Below are 18,569 nucleotides of genomic sequence, written 5' to 3'. Positions count from 1 at the left end.
CCCAAGACCAAACCGGTGCGCCGAAGGCAGTTATGTTCCGCCGAGGTCCGGTCTCGCATCCATTTCGCTCAATTGCCGCCAAAGCTCGTCCTGCCAATTCTGGCGCATATCCGTTGCGATGGTTGAGATGGCTCGGAAACGCGGCCAATAAATCCCGTAGCGATACCTGAAATGACCCGCGAGCGGTTTGATCCGGATCGCGCGCTCCGATTGACCGGTCGCGCGGATATGGGAGGCTGTCAGCGGATCGACAATGGCAGCGCAAAGCCCCGCCTCGACAAATTGCAGCACCGGCAGGAATGTCTGGCTTTCCAAAAACACGTTGGGCTCGGCGCCAGCCATCGCCATCTGGGTTTCCAACTCGCGCCGCAGAGCATGATCGCTTTGCAACGTGCCCAGGGCCGCACCGTCAAGATCGGATAGGTCGATGACATCATGATCGGCCAGCGGATGGGCCGGATCGACGACCACAAAGCACTGGCCGCTGATGATCTGACATTCGTAAAGCGCCCGCCCATCCATGCTGGATGGCGCATCGCCAAAGCCGAAATCGATGCTTTGGGCCTTCGCAAGCTCCTCAATTTGCGATGAAGATCTGGCGAAAAGCGAAATCGACAAACCCTTCACCCCCTGCAGCAATCCCGCGATAAACCGTGGGAACAACAACGCAGCAGGCCCCGGCATGGCGACCGCAGTGATCGAGCCGGATTGGCCAAGCGACATGCTGCGCATCGTATGCGATATGCGTTGCGCCTGCGCCAACATGGTATCGGCCTCGGACAGGAGGTAATGCGCTTCAGGCCGCGGGGAAAGCTTGCGTCCGTCTCGGTCGAACAGCGTCACACCTAGCGCATCTTCCAGGGCCTTGAGAGATGCACTGACCGCCGGTTGCGTGCGCCCAAGCTTGGTCGCCGCATCGGACATGCTGGCCGAGGTCATAACCGCGCGGAAGGTTCGGATCTGCTGAAGGTTCATATCCAAACCATAAGCAACGCTTTGGTTTATGCAAATCTTTCAAATTTGTTTTTATGAATTGGATCGATACGCTCATCCCGTTCCAATGCATCCATTTTTCGATGCCAATCAATACAGGGAGATCGCAATGAGTTTTGCATCCAAACTGGCCAGTATTGCGCTGGCGACCGCCTTGGTCGCGGCGCCTGCGACGGCTCAGGAGTTTTTCCGCATCGGCACCGGTGGTGCCGGTGGCACCTATTTTCCGATTGGCGGCGCGATTGCCTCGTCGATCTCGGCGCCGCCCGGATCACGGCCCTGCGACGAAGGCGGCCAATGCGGGGTTCCCGGCCTGATCGCCATCGCGCAATCCACCACCGCCTCCGTGTTCAACAATGCCGCCGTGCAAAACGGCGAGTTGGAGGCGGGTCTTGCCGCGGCGGATGTCACGCGCTCAATGTATCTGGGTGAAGGCGCATTTGAAGGCCGTGAACACCCCAACCTGCGCATCGTGGCCAACCTATTCCCCGAAGATCTGCACTTGGTTCTCCCCGCCGGGGTCACGATCAACGATCTGAGCGATCTTGAGGGGTTGCGGGTCGGCATCGCCCAGGCCGGGTCCGGCACGCAGGTGGCGGTTCTTCAGATGCTGGAGCTGTGGGGCATCACCCGGGACAACATCGAAGAAGCTGAACTGAACAACAGCCAATCCGCCGCGCGCCTCGCCGATGGACAATTGGACGCCTATTTCTACGCCGCCGGCTGGCCGGTCGCGGCGATGGTACAGCTGGCCTCGACCTCGGGCATGAACCTGCATTCCTTTACCGAAGAGGACATGGCCCGCATCAACGAGGCAATCCCGGCCTACATCCCATCGATGATCCCCGGCGGGACCTATGAAGGCATCGAGAACGACACGCTGACGCCTGCGGTTTCTGCGATGTTGGTGACATCTTCCGAAGTCGATGACGACCTGATGTACGGCATCACCGCTGCCCTTTGGAACGATGCCACCCGTCGCATCCTTGATAACGGTCACCCGAAGGGCCGCTTGATCACGCCGGACACGGCTCTGGCAGGTGTCGAGGTTCTGGGCGTGCCCCTGCATCCCGGCGCCCAGCGGTTCTACGAAGAAGCGGGCCTGTTGGAGTGACGCCTCCAGCCGTTTGACCCATGGATTAGGGCGCCGCGATTGAGCGCCCCAATCGCAACGACCCGGCAGATGGGTCAAAGCCAAGCCAGGGATTCCCATGTCAGATCAGAGTGGTGCGCGCGAGCTGTCCGACGAAGAGCTCGCCGAGATCGAACGCAAATATGACGAGGGCGCCGCCACGCGACCGGTTGGCCCGCGCCTTGGCTTGGCGCTGCGTGCCGTGGCGCTGGCCTTTGCGGTCTATCATTATCTGACAGCCGGCTTTGCCCTACCACCGGACCATTGGCATATGGGATGGCATCTGGCGGGTCTGTTCATCCTGACCTATGCGCTGTTTCCCATCTTCAGAACAAAACGCGCCTTCGATGTGCGGCGCTCGGCCTTTCGGATCGGCAATGTCCCGATCTTCGATTTCGTTCTGATGGCCCTGGGTGTAGCGTCGGCGCTGTATCTGGGCCTGGCGTGGCGCGGCGTTCCACTGCTGGGCATCGACGAGCAGACGTTCAGGATGGGCAATCCGAACAATTACGACATGTTCTTCGGCCTGTGTTTGATTGTTCTGGTTCTCGATATCGCACGCCGGACCCTCGGGTGGATCCTGCCTGCCATCATCTGCGTGTTCATTGCCTACGCGCTGTTCGGCCCGCTTTTTCCCGGCGTGTTGCAGCATCCCGGCGTGCGGTTCCGGACCTTCGTATCATCGATGTATTTCCCGCAGGAAGGCATCTTTGGAGTTACACTTTGGGTTGTGTCCACCATCGTGTTTCACTTCGTCCTATTCGGCGTGATTGCGCAAAGGACAGGCTTGGGGCAGCTTTTTATCGACAACGCCACCATTCTGGCAGGGCGCTATACCGGCGGGCCCGCGAAAGTGTCCGTCGTGTCATCCGCGTTTTTCGGCACGATCTCGGGCTCATCGGTGGCAAACACCGTTTCCACCGGCGCGTTGACGATCCCGAATATGAAACGTCTGGGCTATCCCGGTCATTTCGCAGGCGGGGTCGAGGCCGCATCCTCTGCCGGTGGGCAAATCACGCCCCCCATCATGGGTGCCGCCGCTTTCATCATGGCGGAGTTCCTAGAGGTCCCTTACACCACCATTGTGATCGCCGCGATCTTCCCCGCTTTGCTGCATTATGTCGGCGTCTTCACGGTCGTGCATCTGATGGCCAAGAAGCTGGATCTGAAGGGGCTGACCAAAGACGCCCTGCCGCAATTCGCAGCTGTCTGGCGCGAGGGCTGGGCCAATATCGTCCCGTTGATCGCCCTGCTTGTGGTGCTGTTTTCCGGCTACACACCCTACATGTCCGCATTTTGCGGGATCTCCGTGGCAATTATCGCCGGAATGTCACGGATGCGAGAGCCGTTGACGTTAATCTATGCAGCGGCCTTCATTGCCTTTGTGATCTGGAAGTATCAGGGCGGCGGCTTTGATCTGACCATGTCCGCTATCCTCATCACCTGCGCGATCCTGGGCACGCTGAACCCGCAACGGCGTATCAAACTGCCGCAAATGGCGGAAACCTTCGAAACGGGTGTGAAATACGCGCTTGCGGTGGGCGCAGCTTCGGCCGCGGTCGGCATCGTGGTCGGCGTGATCAACACAACCGGCGTGGGGTTTCGCATCGGGTTCATGGTAACGCAGGGCGCGTCAAACCTGGGCAGCGATATCTTCGCTCTGTTCAGCCTGACGGGGCTGGATTTGTTTACGGTCGAGGACCTGACGCTCTTTATCAGCCTGGTCTTCATCGCCATGGCCTGCATCCTGATGGGCGCAGGCATTCCGACCACTGCGCTCTACATCATGCTGGTGTCGGTGGCGCAGCCTGCCCTGGCGCAGCTGGGCATCCCGCCAATCGCGAGCCATATGTTCGTGCTCTATTATGGAGTGGTGGCCGAGATTACACCGCCGGTCTGCACGTCGGCCTATGCGGCGGCGGCGATCGCAAACTCCAATCCGTTCCGCACCGGGATATCGGCCTTTACCCTTGGCCTTGGCAAAGTCATCGCACCGATGGCCTTTGTCTATGCGCCAGTCTTGCTCTTCGTCTCCTCCACCGGGTTCCACCTTTGGGAGTTCACCTATACCGCCGCCAGCTGCATTGCGGGTGTGATCGCGTTGTCGACCGCGGTTGTGGGCTACTTCTATGCGCCAGTGAACCTCGCATTCCGATGGCTGCTGGCCTTTGCCGGGCTCGTCTTCATCGCGCCATCGCTGCAGGCCGATCTGTTTGCATTGGCCCTCTGCGTGCCGGTGATCATCAGCCAGGCCCTAAAACGCCGCGCCACGGCGCCCGCCTGATCGTGAACCAATCCGTCACGATCCTGGGCGCCGGTATCGTCGGTTTGTGCTGTGCGCTGTCACTGGCAGAGCGTGGCCAAGCCGTCCGCGTGATCGACCGCAACGCGCCGGGGCGCGAGACGTCTTTCGGCAATGCTGGCATCATCTCCCCCTGGTCGGTCGTGCCGCAATCCATGCCCGGCCTCTGGCGCCAAATACCATCATTGCTGGCAGACAAGAACAAACCCTTGAGCGTGCGGCTGTCCCATTGGCCGCGCATGATCCCCTGGGGCCTGCGGTTCCTTGGGCAATCCCGCGAGCATCGCGTACGGGAAATCGCCGATGCCATGGAGCATCTGTGCTTACCCACAATCGATCTATATCGCCGCCACCTGTCGGGCACCGGCCAGGAACATCTGGTTCAGGACAGTTACTATGTTCATGCGTTTCGAGAGGCCGCTCGGGCTGACATCGCAGGGCTTGGCTATCGCATTCGGCGCGAGAAAGGCGCCGATCTGGAATGGATCGGCGCAGATGAACTGCAGCGCCTCGAACCCGCCCTCAGCAACCAGTTCAACGCCGCGATTGTGATCAAAGGACAGGCACGCGCCCGGTCGCCGGGCCGAATTTGCGAGGCGATTGCCGACAAGGCGCACCGTCTTGGCGTGCGTTTTATCCGCGACAACGTAACCGCGCTCGTTGCGAACGAAGGCGGCTGGCACATCCACGGGGCGACCGGCACATATGTCGCCTCGAAGGTTGTTGTTGCGATGGGCGTATGGTCTGCGGGTCTGCTCAAGCCCCTTGGCCTGTGCATTCCGCTTGAAGCCGAGCGCGGATATCACGTGGACTTTGCGGCCCCTGATGTCGACCTAACCCATTCGATCATGGATGTGGATCGCAAGGTGGTGCTCAGTTCGATGGATGACGGGCTACGGATCGCAGGCCAAGCCGAATTCGCAGCGGTAGATGCCCCGACCGACCCCAGACGCCAAGCAATCCTGACGCGCCAGGCCGTCGAAGCACTGCCTGACTTGAACACAAAAACCGCACGCGTCTGGATGGGGCAGCGGCCGTCTTTCCCCGACAGCCTCCCGGCATTGGGAGAGGTGGCAGGCCAACCCGGCCTGTTCACCTGCTTCGGCCATTCGCATTACGGATTGATGATGGCGCCAAAATCCGGTGAGATCGTTGCCGATCTGGTCACCGGGCGCCCCACCAACCTGGATCTCTCGGCTTACAATCTTGGTCGGTTTAACTGAGCCGCCCCTTGGCAAACGCCCTCACGCACCGTTCTGTACATCGGGCAAATCTCCAACAGCTTCAGGGTGGGCAAGCGGAACAAGCTCGTCACGCCAGCACACCATCAGCATGGCTTTCGCATGCTCTACCAACACATCGCCTTCGTCCTGCGGCAATTCGATGGCCGCATCCACGGCCTTTCCACCCCAGGTGATGATAAGAAACAGCTTCTGATGCGCCTCTTCTTGGGCGCTTTCCAGGAACAAATGCTTTGATCCATCGAAGATGACTTCTGTGTTCTGCAAGGTATCGGCATCTCCGACAGCCTCGACATTCTTGTCTGATCCTGCACCGGACCAAACATCCTTCCACACCGGTTCGTGCAAAACAAATTGATAATACCCGTCGAGCAGCGCGCTGGTCACAGATATCAGATCCGAGATGGTCTCGGGCTTGTCCGCCATCGCATCCCGAACAACCTCTCGGAACATCGCCAGATAATTGTCGCACAAGGCGGCCAAAATCGCCGATTTATTGGGAAAATACTGGTAGATGGAGCTGACGCTTATGCCAGCCACCTTGGCGATCTGAGACACTTTCAAATTGCTGCTGCCATGCTCGGCCAACACCGTCTTGGTGGCATCCAAGATGCTGTCGACGCGCTGCTGACTGCGCATTTGTGTCGGCTCGCGAACGGGTTCTCTGCGCGGATCTGTGGTTCTCATTTTTCCAACAATCTGAGATTCTTTCAGATATGGCAACAGAGATCTTTGGTTTCAAGATCGACGCAATGAATGGTCATAGACTTCGTTACGACACGACCATCTCACTGCACCACCACGTTGTCATTACGCCTTACCTGAAATTTTTTCAGATTATCTTGACGCAAAGGAAGCGCGACGTTAGGTAAGCTGAAATACTTTCAGATAAGGGACATCCAATGCACATGACATCTCGGCCCTTGCCTTTCCCCGGTCGCTCCTTCCTCTTGCATCAACGGCGACATAACCCGAGACAACGCCCAGTACCTGCCGAACGGAAAGCGGTTGCTTTGTTGGGCCTTATGGCTTTGCTGCTCGCCTTCGAAGCAGTGGGGCTGCGCCCCGAGCGACTAGACGGCACGCAGGCCACGCAGGCAATGTCCCCTGCCCCGACAGTCAGTATCAAACCCGCGGATCAGAGCTCCAACGCCCAACCAGTCGCGCTTGCCCTTGCGCCCGATTTGAGCGCGCGGCCGTAGCTCCCCCTTTTCAAAGACAGACTTCACATGCCAAGACCGCGCCATGCCATGACACAGCGCGGCTTGGCGCCGTTTGACAAGGTCCTATCTATGCCAGCCCCGATCCAACCCATCATATCCCCCATCCGCGGCCTTGCTCGCCAGCTGAGCACAAGCGTTTTAGCCATCGCATTGCTGGCAAGCTGCACATCTCTCAGGGATGTGCCTCCGCCCGATGCGAGCACCTATGAGAATTACTTACCCGTGGGCATGCCAGCCGATGTCCGGTTTTTCGGCGACAACACCGACCTTGAGGCGACCCAGATTGCAAACGAACTTCGGGGCGCAGTCGCCGCTCATCACGGTACTGGCGGGGTCAATTTTCTGGCCTTGTCAGGCGGCGGCGCAAACGGCGCCTTCGGGGCCGGTATCTTATCGGGCTGGTCCGCCACCGGCGCACGACCCGAATTCGACATCGTAACCGGTATCTCAACCGGCGCCATCATCGCGCCGTTTGCATTTCTCGGGTCAGGCTACGATGCCGCGCTTCAACGTTTCTATACGCAAACGCGGACCCGCGATGTGGCGCGGTTCCGTGTGCTTGGGACCGTGTTTGCGGGCCAGAGCCTCGCCAACAACCGCCCGTTACAAGCGGCCATCCGGCGCGAACTAACCGATCAAATGCTCACCCGCATCGCCGAGGAACACGCAACCGGCCGCCGGCTTATCATTGGCACGACCTATGTCGATGCCGAACGGCCCGTCTTGTGGGATGTCGGCGCCATTGCCAGCGTCGGCACGCCAGACGCCTACGAATTGGCCCGTCAGGTCATTCTGGCCTCGGCCTCGATCCCATTGGTGTTTGAGCCGGTACAGATTGACGTCACTAACGGACAGGACATCCGCTCGGAGATGCATATCGACGGCGCCGTTTCACAACATATCTTCGCCTATCCGCAGGATCTGCAGATGGGGGACATCATCAGACAGCTCGGCCTTGAGCGACGTCGGAACACGATCTGGATCATCCAGAACGATCGGCTCGAGCCGCGGTTTGAACCACAAAGCGAACGGTTCGGGCCGCTGCTGAATTGGACCTACGACGCGTTGATGCGGTCCCAGGGCCTGGGCGATGTGGCCCATATTGCCAGCCTTGCGCAAAGAGACGGGCTGGCTTTGCGCGGTGTTGCGATCCCCGCGACCTTCGCAGAGGAGCCGACCCAATTCTTTGATCCAACCTACATGTCGAACCTGTTCCAGGTCGGGTATGAGATGGGCCTGGATCAAGGCGCCTGGCGAGATGACATCGAAGAGGTGTTACTCGGCCAGTAACCCGAGCATATTACGCCCCTACCAACGCGATCGGCGCGGATTGGGACCAAGAATGGCAAAGGCCCCACCGAGTACATTCGGTGGGGCCTTTTGCGGCGCGATGTGGCTGTGTGTCAGGCGGTTCGGATCCGCCGTTCCGGCGCTGTGGCTGACAAGATCCGCACCGTCTGTGTTGTCGCACGATGGGCCAAAACTTGCGAGGCCGTCCTGGTCCAGTGCAGAGACTTCAACGTCGCTAGCAGATCGTCGGCCGCGGCCACTACGCCGCTCGCCTTCTGCTGCTTTGTGATTGGCACGCGATACGCCACGACATGCCCCACCCCGGCTGCGCGGGCCGTCTCAATTCCGCGCCTGGTGGTTTCGATCGCAATGCAGCGATCCAGTTCAACCCGCATCGTGCTGGCGAGATCCGCGTAGACGCATTGCCGCGTTTCCGGACGCCCCTCATCCCCGCGGCAGGTGACCGATGAAAAGTCGCTTGCCAAGATGCCCGGCAACGCCGCGCGGACGCTGTTGACGATCAGACGTGATTGTTGCGAGATTAGCCCGCGGGACATGCGTTTGCGCCGCAGATAGTCGAACAAACCAACGATCAGCGGATCTTCAACAAAGCTGTGATCCTCGATCAGGTTGAACAAAATCTCGTCTTTCAGATCGAGCAGTTCGTCGAGATTCACATCCCGCGCCGTCGCGTGGTCAGGGGAGCTGGGTTCATAAACCTCGGTTAGGCGAAGCGACATGTCACGATAGGTGCGCGCATCCCAATGCCAGGGTAAGCCGCTTTGGGAAAAGGCCTGGTTGAACGCCTGCCGTTCGATTTCGGACAGGTCGCAAATGGCATTCAACGACCCAAATATAACTGCTTTCATCTCTCTCACCTCCTGTTGGGTTCGGTATCTGATGACGTTCAGATCACGGGTTTGCCTTTGGCTTTGGGAACTAACACGCACGCCGGACGTGTTTCTGTCGCGGCATCGCTCCCGAATGATTCGAAAGGCCGCACCATCCGGCGCAGCCTTCCATGGGTTCCACTACGCCGAAGTGTCCGAAGTGCCGTCTGAGGACTGCTCTTCCAAGGGCTCGGGCAACTGAACTTCTTCCTGGCGTACCCGGAAGAACACCGAGTACAGCGTCGGCACGATGATCAATGTCAGAACGGTCGCAAAGCTAAGCCCGAAGATGATGACCACGGACAGCGACGCAAAGAACGGATCCCAAAGGAGCGGCACCACCCCAAGAACCGTCGTGACCACGCCCAGCATCACCGGACGCACCCGGCTGACGGCGGCGTCGATGATCGCATCCAGGCGGGCTTTGCCCTCTCGGATCTGCAAATCGGTCTCATCGATCAACACAATGGCGTTCTTGATCAGCATACCCGTCAAAGACAACGTAGCCAGGATCGCCATGAACTCGAACGGCGTGCCCGTCACCGCCAGGCCCCAGATCACCCCGATCAGGGCAAGCGGGACGGTCAGCCAGATGATGACAGGCTGCCGTACGGCGTTGAACAACAGGAAGACCACCAGGATCATCGCGCCAAACCCAATCGGCATCGTTGAGGCAAGCGCAGCATTCGCCTCTTCGCTGCTGCCATACTCGCCCTCCCAGCTCATTGTGTAGCCGGGTGGCAAGTCGATCGCCTCGATCGGGCCACGAACCATATTGAAAAAATCACCTGTCAGGATATCGGAAGGGTTGTCGGCCTGGGCCGTGATCGCCAAGGCGCGGTTAATGCGGCGCAGATTGCCGGATTCGAAGACCAGCTCAAAATCATCCACCACCTGAGAGATAGGAATGTAGCCGGCGCTGATAGTGCTAAAGACCTGGATATCCCACAGATCCGCTGCGCCGTCGCGGCTTTGGCTGTAAGGCCGCAACACGATGTCGAGCAGGTCATTGCCCTCTCGGTAGGTGCCGATACTGGTACCATCGAGATAGGTGTTGATCGCCGCAGAGATTTCCCCCTGGGTCAGCCCCAAACGGCGGGCATTCTCCGTGTTGATGATCGGGCGCAGCACCTGGATCTGTTCACGCCAATCATTGCGCACGCCAACCGCGTTGTGTTCGACCAAGATCGCCTCGGCTTGGGCGGACAGATCACGCAAGACATTCGGATCCGGCCCATAGAACCGCGCCTCAATCTTCGCACCGCCCGCGGGGCCAAGTTCGAACTGGAAGACTTGAGCGCTGGCCTGCGGATAGGTCTCGTTCAGCCACGTCTGAACCTCGCCTCGCAGATCGGCGATCGCCTCAAACTCATCCACATCGACAATGATCTGGCCGAACGCTCGGTTCGCATCCGGGGTCACGTAGGTCAGCATGAAGCGCGCATGCCCGGCGCCGACCACCGAGTTGGTCCCGATAACACGATCAAGCGTGCGCAGATGCGCCTCGATTTCCATGATATCAGCCTCGGTGGCTCTGATATCGGTGCCCTGGGGCAGATAGTAGTCCACCACAAACTGGGTGCGCGTCGAGGGCGGAAAGAACCCCGGGGGCACGTAGTTGACGCCCACGAAAATCGTCGCGAACAGCAAGACGACGGCCCCGATTGTGGCATAGCGCCAGCGGATGGCCCCGGCTAGCAGCGCACGGTAGCCGCGCAAGAAACCAGACTCGGGTTTCGGCTCTTCCTCATCACTCGACTTGGACTTCAGCGCGATGCTGCAGAAGAACGGCGTCAGCCAGATCGCCACGACCCACGAGAACAGCAGAGCGATCGTGATCGTGAAGAACAGGCTGCCTGTATATTCACCCGTGTCATCCGGTGAGAAGCCAATCGGCGCGAAGGCAAGGAAACCGACAATGGTGCCGCCCAGCAGCGGCCACTTGGTCTGTCGCACCACATCCTGCGACGCGTCCGCGGCGCTCTGGCCCTTCTGCACCCGCACCAGCGTGCCTTCGACGACAACGATGGCATTGTCGACCAACATCCCCAACGCGATGATCATCGCCCCAAGCGAGACCCGCTGAAGGTTGATCCCATAGAGCGCCATGCCAATGAGGGTGCCCGCGACGGTGATGATCAGGATGCCCCCCATCAACAGGCCCGAACGGATGCCCATAAAGACCAGGAGCGTGCCGACCACGATGCCTAGGGCCAAGATCACGTTCACCACAAAATCACTGACCGCCACCTCGACACCGATCGACTGATCCGAGATCGGGATCAGGTCCATGCCAATGGGGCGTTGCGCCTCAAGCTCGGCAATCCGGTCGCGCACGGCGGCACCCATTTCCACGACATTGCCGCCCAACACGTTCGAGATGCCGATCCCGATGGCGGGCGCGCCGTCATGGAACAAAAGCTCTGTGGCCGGCTCGGCAAAACCGCGGCTGATCGTGGCGATATCCGACAGGCGGAACGACGCGCCCGTTTGCGGATTGGACAGAACGAGGTTCTCGATGGCTTCCACCGACGAGACAGCGCCTTGGGGCCGGATCGGGATGCGCCGCTCGCCCGCGACCAGGGCGCCTGCGGGCGTCACGAGGTTCTGACCCTCCAACACCTGGCTCAACTGATCAGGCGACAACCCCAATTCGATCAGACGCGCGGGATCGGTTTCGATGTAAATAACCTCCTGCTGCACACCAGTCAGGATCACCGTCGCGACGCCATCAACCAGCACCAATTCCCGCTGCAAGCTTTCGGCATAGGCGTGCAGTTGGGCCAGATCATAGCCGTCGCCCTCTAGCGCGAAGTACAGCGCGAAGACGTCGCCGAAATCGTCATAAACCTGTGTCGGCAGGGCATTTGGCGGTAGGCTGGGCTGCACATCCGAGATCTTCGCCCGCATCTGCGTAAACAATTGGTTCAATTCGCTATATCCAGGTGCAACCTGGCGCGTGAAGGCAACCGTGACCTGGCTGAGGCCGAGTGACGAGACCGATCTGATTTCATCGATCCCGTCGAGCTGCTGGAGCGTATTCTCGATCAGATCCGTGACTTCGATCTCCACCTCCTCCGCGCTGGCGCCGGGATAAGGTGTGATGATCTGCGCCTCTCGGATCACAAATTCGGGATCCTCGAAGCGAGGCAGGCTTTGGTAGGCCGCATAGCCGAGCACCAAAATCAGAAGGGTGGCGATTACCGAGATAACGCGCTTTTCGATGGCGAAGCGTGCAAGATCCATGGGTCAGCCCTCAATGTCGGTGATGGGGCGGATCTGCATCCCGTCCTGCAGCGCGCTAAGCCCTGCGGCGATTACAGTGGCGTCCGGCGGCACACCGTCAAGGATGACGGCACGGTCACCCATGACATCACCCAAGACGACGTCATGAGAACTGACCAAATTGGTTTCCGGATCGAGGACCCACACCACTGGTTGCCCCTGTGGATCGGCGCCGATCGCGCCAAGAGGGACGGTCACCAGTTCGGCCCCGTTCCCGTTGGAGGCCACATCGACCCGTCCAATCATGCCGGGCAGCACAAAATCCTCCTCAGGTACGGCAACCGCGACACGGCCCCGATAGGTCTGGGTTGATCGCTCTGCCTGGGTCGCAAATTCAATCAGTTCCGCCTCGTAGGTCCGGCCAGGCAAAGCATCGAAGGTCACCGAGATCGAGAAATCCTCGACACCCGCAAAATAGACGACGTCTGGACCGGGAATGTCGAAGACCAGATCGACGATGGACAGGCCCTGGATCAGCGCAACGGATTGTCCGGCTTGCATGTTGGTGAAGTTTTCGACATGGCGCAGGGCGACAAACCCATCGAATGGCGCGCGCAGAACCGTGTCGGCCAGATTGTCTTCCGCAATCTGAAGCTGCGCCTGCAATCCACGTATCGCGGCCTCGGCGGCTTCGACCTCTTCGGCGCGGCCACCGGCCTGCCCGATGCGAAGCTGTTCTTGGCTTGACCGCAGCTCTGCCTCCGCCACGCTAAGCGCTGCCTGATCCTGTTCAACCCGCGCCGCCGAGACGACACCCCGGATCTGCAATTCCTGCGACCGTCGCAATTGTTCAGACAACTGTCCCACCTGGGCCTCGGCCGCCGCGACGCTCGCTTCAAGCGCCGAGATCTCCTCGGCCCGCGCACCCGACCGCAAAGCAGAAAGCTCAGCCGCCGCCTGATCTAGCTGACTTTGCAATTGCAAGACGTTGGTTTGAAAATCCCGCGGATCAAGCCGCGCGATGATATCGCCCTCGAAAACCTCCATCGACGCCCGGATCGGCAAATCGATAAGCTGGCCAGAGACCCGAAACGACATTTCAGTTTCCTCAGATGGATAGACCACCGCCGGATAGCCCCGCGCAGCATTGGCTGAGACCGTTTGGGCAACAGCAACCAAAGCGGGGCGAGTGGGCGTTGTCGGAGTATCTCCTGCCTGGGCTGAAGCCGCCCAAGGGACGAGTAAGGCGAAGAAGCAGGCCGCAGCCCGAAGAAGCGTCCAAAACATGAAAACTGTTCCTTGATGCAAAGTAGATCTTTGGCGCCGACCTGGGCGCGATGCGTAGCAATTGGTGCCCCGACACTGGCGGGGATCGAACGAGTGGGGGCGCCTAGGTGTAGTTGAAGAGCTTGGCGTTTCCGGTCTGGCCACCTGATCCCCGAAGCTTTCAGCGCAGCCTCCCAAAAACTGATCTGTCGTGTGGTCCATTCGGCTCTCCTATCCTGGGCCCGACCGGTTCAGCACCTGCGTGAAGTGCAGTCCGCCATCGCGAATACAGCTCAAAGCTGACGTTTTTTCAGATTTAGGGGGGCAAGATGATAGATCAATGCAAAATCAGAAATTTTTTCAGATTTTGATTTTCGATGAGCTTACGAACCCGCCCTGCGGAGCCAGTCGCCCGGTGGCAGCCCTTGCAAAGCCTTCACACGATCACATCACTGCCGCTTCCTCGAGCCTGCGCACGCACGACAGGCGATGGAATCACTGGAAACAGGATGGGCGGCTCGAATTTGGATGACCGCCGTCGCCTTGTTCTCGTTTGCTGGCGCAGGTGATCTCGTGAATGCCGAAGCGTTAACAACGCCCCATCGGGCATCCTAGGATCGAAGGCTGCAAGAGGAGGCACTCGTGCTCTATCCAGCAAAGCCGGATCCCCCGAAAACAGCCCGAGCGTGCCGCGTCGAGGCGTCGCTCAAGAGCAGATATCGAAGCTATTTCCTGGCATGCTCAGGCGTGATGCTTGTGGTCACGTGCACGCGCTCAGGGTCGTTATAGTGCGGATCGCTCCCCGCAGGTTGGAAGATCAACTCTCGGTCGGCCAAGCCATCCGCCGCCGTTGCGAGCCGCCAATACTCCTCCGCAATCCGGGCTGGATCAAAGAGACCGCCATGTTTCACGATCCCACACACAGCAATCACCGCAACATTGACACCCTTTGGCGACATCTCTTTGAACAACGAGAAAGCGAGGCTGCGCAAAGCCGCCTTGCCCGCCGCGAGCGACGTCCATTCGGGATACGGCTCCAGTGCGAGCCCGCCGCCCGTGAATAGGATCGCGCCCTTGCCCTTGCGCAACATATTTGGCGCCACAGCACCGCTCGCGGCAAACGCACCGACGACATTCACCTCAAACTCCCGACGCAGTGCTCGGCTTGTCAGGTCGAGCGGGCCGGCCGCGTGCATGACGGCGGCGTTGTAGATCAGCACATCCGTCTGCCCGATCATTCCTTCGATTGACTTGATCGCATCGAGAAGCTCCGCCTCGTTTCCAGCATCCGCTGTCGCCCATGCCGTTTGAGCACCTTGCACTTGAAGCTTTTCGCTGAGTTGTTCGATCAGATCGGCCCGTCTCGCGATCATTCCCAGATTGTAGCCACCCCGAGCGAAACGCTGCGCAATCGCTTGAGAGAGACCGGGACCAACGCCGACAATAAGACAATTGGGCATATGAGATGCGTCTCCGTTCAAGATGGCTTCACGCCATGCCTCCGGTATGTTTCCAGCTGATCCTGACCTAAAACGCGCATCGTGAAACAAACAAATGATTCATATTGCAAGAAAAGGCTTGCTGTTTGCCAATACGCTGGACGCCGGTTGGAGAAAACCCAGAATGCGGACGGCTTGGCAGCGACGGGCCTGAGCGCACAACTCTCGAACACGCACGAGACGAGCCTCGTATTACCACACGGTCCACTCGCCCGACACAATTGTAAAGCCAGCCAAAGTAAGCCGCCAGATCTGGCCTGACCGTCAATCGTAAACTCCAAATTAGCACTTTTTGCCTACTGGTGCATCGGGGCTGACCGTGACGGTACGACATGAAAAAAAGATCAAAATCTGAGAAATGTAGTTCTCCGGATGGTGTCCTCGCTCCGAAGGGCTTTAACGCGGTCTCGATGGATCCGAATTTCCTCGGTCGCATTGCAGATGGCATGGAGCAAGGTGTTTTGGTCTGGGATCATGATGGGCTGTGCACCATGTACACAGACCGCGTCTTAGACGTTTTGGAGTTGCGTCCAACCGACATATGGGTCGGGATATCGCGCACCGATTTCTTGTCTGGCGCGATCATCCGCGGTGAGTTGGATCAAGCGGCTGTCGACAAGACACAAGAACGCTTCGCCCGCAAAACGCCGTTTCAGTTTGATCGGCATTTGAGATCCGGGCGCATCGTCTCGACCGCCGCGCGGCCTATGGGGGATGGCGGCTATGTGGTGACGTTTACCGATGTCACCCAACAGCGCCGTGAATCTGCCGACTTGGATGAGGCGAAGCGCGCCTCCGAACTGGCGCAGGCGCAGGTGCTTGAAACGCTGGAGAACGAAAAGGCCCGTCAGCAGGAAGCGTCGATGCTGGCAGAGCTGGGGGAGTGGCTGCAAACCTGCAAGTCGCTGGATGAGCTCTACGTGGTGCTCAAGGAATTCATGCAGCAATTGATGCCCGATAGCTGCGGCGAGTTGTACATTTATTCAAATTCCAGGGATGTGCTGGACGGCGCGGTGTATTGGGGCACCGCTGAAATCCATGACCACATCAAGGCAGATGCCTGTTGGGCGCTTCGGCGGGGCCGGAACTATTCCCTGTCACAAGACAAAATCTCGTTTGAATGCCCCCATGTGCAAGAGCAAAACGCGCCCTCGTCCGGGGACTATATCTGTGTTCCGATCATCGCCCATGGTGATACCGTTGGGCTGCTGCACATCCAGTTTCAGGTAACGCAGACCGATAAATTAGGCGTGCGCAATCCACATAAATTCGCCGCGCAATGCGGAGAGTTGATCAGCCTCGCCATCGCCAACGTGAAGCTGCGCGATGAACTGCACCATCAGTCCACCCGCGATCCGCTGACCGGATTGTTCAATCGGCGCCATTTCCTGGAATCCATGCGCAATGAACTGAAACTGCAAGAGCGGAGGGGAGGCTCATTCGGCGTCATCTCGTTCGACGCAGACAAGTTCAAATCATTCAATGACAATCACGGTCACGATGCGGGCGATATGATCCTGCGCGCGATTTCCGAGGCGATGAACACGCTCTTCTCGGCTGATGAGGTGTTGTGCCGCTATGGGGGCGAGGAATTCACGGTGCTTCTGCCTGCGGCGACCCGCAAGGACACCATCCGAGCGGCCGAGGCACTCCGCGCAAAGGTGCAAGAGATTTCAATCGCCTATGCGGGGCGCACTTTGCCAACCGTGACGATTTCTTGCGGCGTGGCGTCATTCCCGCAGGATGGGACCCAGATCCAAGACATCCTCAAAAGCGCGGATGATGCGCTATATTTGGCCAAACACGAGGGCAGGAACCGCGTCGTCGATTCCTCGAAACTCCAGGCAGGGCAAATAAAAGTGGTCTAACTAACTTGTTGGTGCACCTCGATCACGTTGCCTTCAGGGTCGTGGAAGAACACTTGGTGCCATTCGGCGGCAAAGGCGGTTCCATAGTCGGAATACGGAATGCCCCGCGCGTCCAACATCGCAAGGAAAGCCTGCAGATCGTCCGTTCGGAATGCGATGTGGCCGCGGTCGACCGGATTGATGACTTGGCCATTCTTGAACGCCACATCCAACGCCCGTTCGGCCAGATGCATCTGCATCGCGCCGTCGGTTGCAAAGCGAATGGCGCCGGAATAGCCGGTCTCTGCCGTCGCTGCGGTGCGCGGAAAATTCGTTGGCGGAATATCATCGAGCCCCAGCACCTCTGTGTAGAACGCGTGCATCCGATCGACATCTTCTGAGACGAAGTTGACGTGGTGAAATTCGAGCTTCATTGTGCGGCCCTTCGCGATTTGACTGACGCATGGTGGCGGTTGAAAAGAGCCTTGTCACCTTTGTGATGAGACATATCACAGATGCTGATTTGCGTTCAGCGCGTGAATAAGTTTCGGTGCGATGTCTGTGACGCGCTGAGAGATTTTATGGCCACCCCCGCTTCCGAAGATACGCCCGCGGGCTACGGCTACGCTGTCTCGGCCTATGTGCTGTGGGGCGGTTTACCCCTCTACTTGAAAGCGATGGATCACGTGCCACCGGTCGAGTTGGTGGCGCACCGAGTGGTTTGGTCGCTACCAGTGATCGGATTGGTGATCTGGATCACGGGACGAACCGCAGATTTGCGTGCGGCATTCCGTTCACCGCGATTGTTGGGAATGGCCGCGCTGACCGCGTTTTTTATCTCGATCAATTGGGGTGTCTACGTGTGGGCCATCGCCAATGAGCGCGCCTTGGATGGTGCGTTAGGCTATTACATCAACCCGCTGTTTTCGGTGTTTTTAGGGGCTGCCCTGCTGGGGGAGAGGTTAACCAATCTGCAATGGGCGGCGGTATTGTTGGCCGCTACAGGCGTTGTGGTGTTGACGGTCGCGCAGGGTGCTTTGCCCTGGCCGGCACTGGCGTTGATGCTCAGCTGGGGCGGCTATGCCTTCTGCAAACGGAAGTTGCCGATTGGCCCAAACCAGGGGTTCTTTCTTGAAGTCGCGCTGCTCGGCATCCCGGCGTTGGGGTGGTTGATGTGGTTGGGGGTCAGCGGGAAGGCCGTGTTTGCGGCCGGATCGCCCTTCGATACTTGGATGCTGATAGCCGCAGGAGCGATCACGGCCGTGCCGTTGATCTTCTATGTGAACGGGGCAAAGCTGCTGCGGCTTTCGACTATCGGTATTCTGCAATACATCGCGCCGACCTTAATCATGCTAGTGGCTGTGTTTGTCTTTGATGAGCCATTTGGCCTCGCGCGTGCAATCGCCTTTCCAATGATCTGGGCGGCGTTGATGCTCTATTCCGTCGCTTTGCTCCGCGGCACACGGAGATAACGGCTTTCCACTTGCTCCCCCGGCCCGCGGCGACTAAACGGGTCAGCGGAGACGTGGCCGAGTGGTCGAAGGCGCTCCCCTGCTAAGGGAGTAGGCGGGAAACCGTCTCGAGGGTTCGAATCCCTTCGTCTCCGCCACCTACCATTTTTACTCAATTGCGTTCGATACTTTTCAGCCCCTTATGGGGCT

The 18,569-nt window shown here is 59.0% G+C and carries 13 protein-coding genes and 1 tRNA gene; 7 read left to right on the top strand and 7 right to left on the bottom strand.

Features of this window, described 5'->3' with window-relative positions; all coding sequences use genetic code 11:
- Nucleotides 1-30: 30 nt before the first annotated feature.
- Nucleotides 31-975 (bottom strand): LysR family transcriptional regulator, encoded by a 945-nt coding sequence (locus V8J82_RS11400; protein ID WP_339975363.1) that lies wholly within the window; start codon nt 973-975, stop codon nt 31-33.
- Between the two features lie 127 nt (nt 976-1,102).
- On the opposite strand from V8J82_RS11400, the gene V8J82_RS11395 reads away from it, so the two are divergent.
- The 3 genes from V8J82_RS11395 to V8J82_RS11385 all read left to right on the top strand — a co-directional run bounded on the left by V8J82_RS11395 (nt 1,103) and on the right by V8J82_RS11385 (nt 5,650).
- Entirely contained in the window at nt 1,103-2,107 is a 1,005-nt protein-coding gene (locus V8J82_RS11395; RefSeq protein ID WP_339975361.1) for a TAXI family TRAP transporter solute-binding subunit, read from the top strand.
- Between the two features lie 97 nt (nt 2,108-2,204).
- Nucleotides 2,205-4,409: a TRAP transporter permease gene (locus tag V8J82_RS11390; protein WP_339975359.1), complete on the top strand. Its 2,205-nt coding sequence runs from the start codon at nt 2,205-2,207 to the stop codon at nt 4,407-4,409.
- Between the two features lie 2 nt (nt 4,410-4,411).
- Nucleotides 4,412-5,650 (top strand): NAD(P)/FAD-dependent oxidoreductase, encoded by a 1,239-nt coding sequence (locus tag V8J82_RS11385; protein WP_339975357.1) that lies wholly within the window; start codon nt 4,412-4,414, stop codon nt 5,648-5,650.
- A gap of 21 nt (nt 5,651-5,671) precedes the next feature.
- On the opposite strand, the gene V8J82_RS11380 is transcribed toward V8J82_RS11385, so the two are convergent.
- Nucleotides 5,672-6,391: a TetR/AcrR family transcriptional regulator gene (locus V8J82_RS11380; RefSeq protein ID WP_339975355.1), complete on the bottom strand. Its 720-nt coding sequence runs from the start codon at nt 6,389-6,391 to the stop codon at nt 5,672-5,674.
- Between the two features lie 527 nt (nt 6,392-6,918).
- On the opposite strand from V8J82_RS11380, the gene V8J82_RS11375 reads away from it, so the two are divergent.
- Nucleotides 6,919-8,181 carry a patatin-like phospholipase family protein gene (locus tag V8J82_RS11375; RefSeq protein ID WP_339975353.1) on the top strand — a complete coding sequence of 421 codons (1,263 nt, stop codon included), beginning with the start codon at nt 6,919-6,921 and terminating at the stop codon, nt 8,179-8,181.
- Nucleotides 8,182-8,294: 113 nt separating this feature from the next.
- Here the strand turns inward: V8J82_RS11375 and V8J82_RS11370 are convergent, their stop codons facing one another.
- The 4 genes from V8J82_RS11370 to V8J82_RS11355 form a co-directional block, all read right to left on the bottom strand.
- Nucleotides 8,295-9,050: an HAD family hydrolase gene (locus V8J82_RS11370; RefSeq protein ID WP_339975351.1), complete on the bottom strand. Its 756-nt coding sequence runs from the start codon at nt 9,048-9,050 to the stop codon at nt 8,295-8,297.
- A gap of 162 nt (nt 9,051-9,212) precedes the next feature.
- Nucleotides 9,213-12,317, bottom strand: coding sequence for an efflux RND transporter permease subunit (locus V8J82_RS11365; protein ID WP_339975349.1), 3,105 nt, complete (start codon nt 12,315-12,317; stop codon nt 9,213-9,215).
- A 3-nt stretch (nt 12,318-12,320) separates the two neighbouring features.
- Nucleotides 12,321-13,583: an efflux RND transporter periplasmic adaptor subunit gene (locus V8J82_RS11360; protein ID WP_339975347.1), complete on the bottom strand. Its 1,263-nt coding sequence runs from the start codon at nt 13,581-13,583 to the stop codon at nt 12,321-12,323.
- A gap of 704 nt (nt 13,584-14,287) precedes the next feature.
- Nucleotides 14,288-15,022, bottom strand: a complete 735-nt coding sequence (locus V8J82_RS11355; RefSeq protein ID WP_339975345.1) for an SDR family NAD(P)-dependent oxidoreductase — start codon at nt 15,020-15,022, stop codon at nt 14,288-14,290.
- 449 nt (nt 15,023-15,471) lie between these two features.
- Here V8J82_RS11355 and V8J82_RS11350 point away from each other — a divergent pair, with 449 nt between their 5' ends.
- Nucleotides 15,472-16,929, top strand: coding sequence for a sensor domain-containing diguanylate cyclase (locus tag V8J82_RS11350; protein WP_339975343.1), 1,458 nt, complete (start codon nt 15,472-15,474; stop codon nt 16,927-16,929).
- On the opposite strand, the gene V8J82_RS11345 is transcribed toward V8J82_RS11350, so the two are convergent.
- Entirely contained in the window at nt 16,926-17,342 is a 417-nt protein-coding gene (locus tag V8J82_RS11345; protein ID WP_339975341.1) for a VOC family protein, read from the bottom strand. The genes V8J82_RS11350 and V8J82_RS11345 overlap by 4 nt on opposite strands.
- A gap of 147 nt (nt 17,343-17,489) precedes the next feature.
- Here V8J82_RS11345 and rarD point away from each other — a divergent pair, with 147 nt between their 5' ends.
- Nucleotides 17,490-18,380 carry an EamA family transporter RarD gene (gene rarD, locus V8J82_RS11340; RefSeq protein ID WP_339975339.1) on the top strand — a complete coding sequence of 297 codons (891 nt, stop codon included), beginning with the start codon at nt 17,490-17,492 and terminating at the stop codon, nt 18,378-18,380.
- 47 nt (nt 18,381-18,427) lie between these two features.
- Nucleotides 18,428-18,517 (top strand) — tRNA-Ser (locus V8J82_RS11335).
- Nucleotides 18,518-18,569 lie beyond the last annotated feature (52 nt).

Origin of the sequence: Gymnodinialimonas mytili, from assembly GCF_037544085.1 — a bacterium.
Classification (GTDB): Bacteria; Pseudomonadota; Alphaproteobacteria; order Rhodobacterales; family Rhodobacteraceae; genus Gymnodinialimonas; species Gymnodinialimonas mytili.
Note: the sequence above shows the minus strand (reverse complement) of the source record. Positions and strands in the feature narration are given on the sequence as shown.

Excerpts from the sequence above, each read along its gene's own strand:
- V8J82_RS11390 (WP_339975359.1), top strand. The coding sequence starts at position 2,205 with ATGTCAGATCAGAGTGGTGCGCGCGAGCTGTCCGACGAAGAGCTCGCC.
- V8J82_RS11395 (WP_339975361.1), top strand. The coding sequence starts at position 1,103 with ATGAGTTTTGCATCCAAACTGGCCAGTATTGCGCTGGCGACCGCCTTG.
- V8J82_RS11345 (WP_339975341.1), bottom strand. The coding sequence starts at position 17,342 with ATGAAGCTCGAATTTCACCACGTCAACTTCGTCTCAGAAGATGTCGAT.
- V8J82_RS11375 (WP_339975353.1), top strand. The coding sequence starts at position 6,919 with ATGACACAGCGCGGCTTGGCGCCGTTTGACAAGGTCCTATCTATGCCA.
- V8J82_RS11350 (WP_339975343.1), top strand. The coding sequence starts at position 15,472 with ATGGATCCGAATTTCCTCGGTCGCATTGCAGATGGCATGGAGCAAGGT.
- V8J82_RS11355 (WP_339975345.1), bottom strand. The coding sequence starts at position 15,022 with ATGCCCAATTGTCTTATTGTCGGCGTTGGTCCCGGTCTCTCTCAAGCG.
- V8J82_RS11365 (WP_339975349.1), bottom strand. The coding sequence starts at position 12,317 with ATGGATCTTGCACGCTTCGCCATCGAAAAGCGCGTTATCTCGGTAATC.
- V8J82_RS11360 (WP_339975347.1), bottom strand. The coding sequence starts at position 13,583 with ATGTTTTGGACGCTTCTTCGGGCTGCGGCCTGCTTCTTCGCCTTACTC.
- V8J82_RS11400 (WP_339975363.1), bottom strand. The coding sequence starts at position 975 with ATGAACCTTCAGCAGATCCGAACCTTCCGCGCGGTTATGACCTCGGCC.
- rarD (WP_339975339.1), top strand. The coding sequence starts at position 17,490 with ATGGCCACCCCCGCTTCCGAAGATACGCCCGCGGGCTACGGCTACGCT.
- V8J82_RS11370 (WP_339975351.1), bottom strand. The coding sequence starts at position 9,050 with ATGAAAGCAGTTATATTTGGGTCGTTGAATGCCATTTGCGACCTGTCC.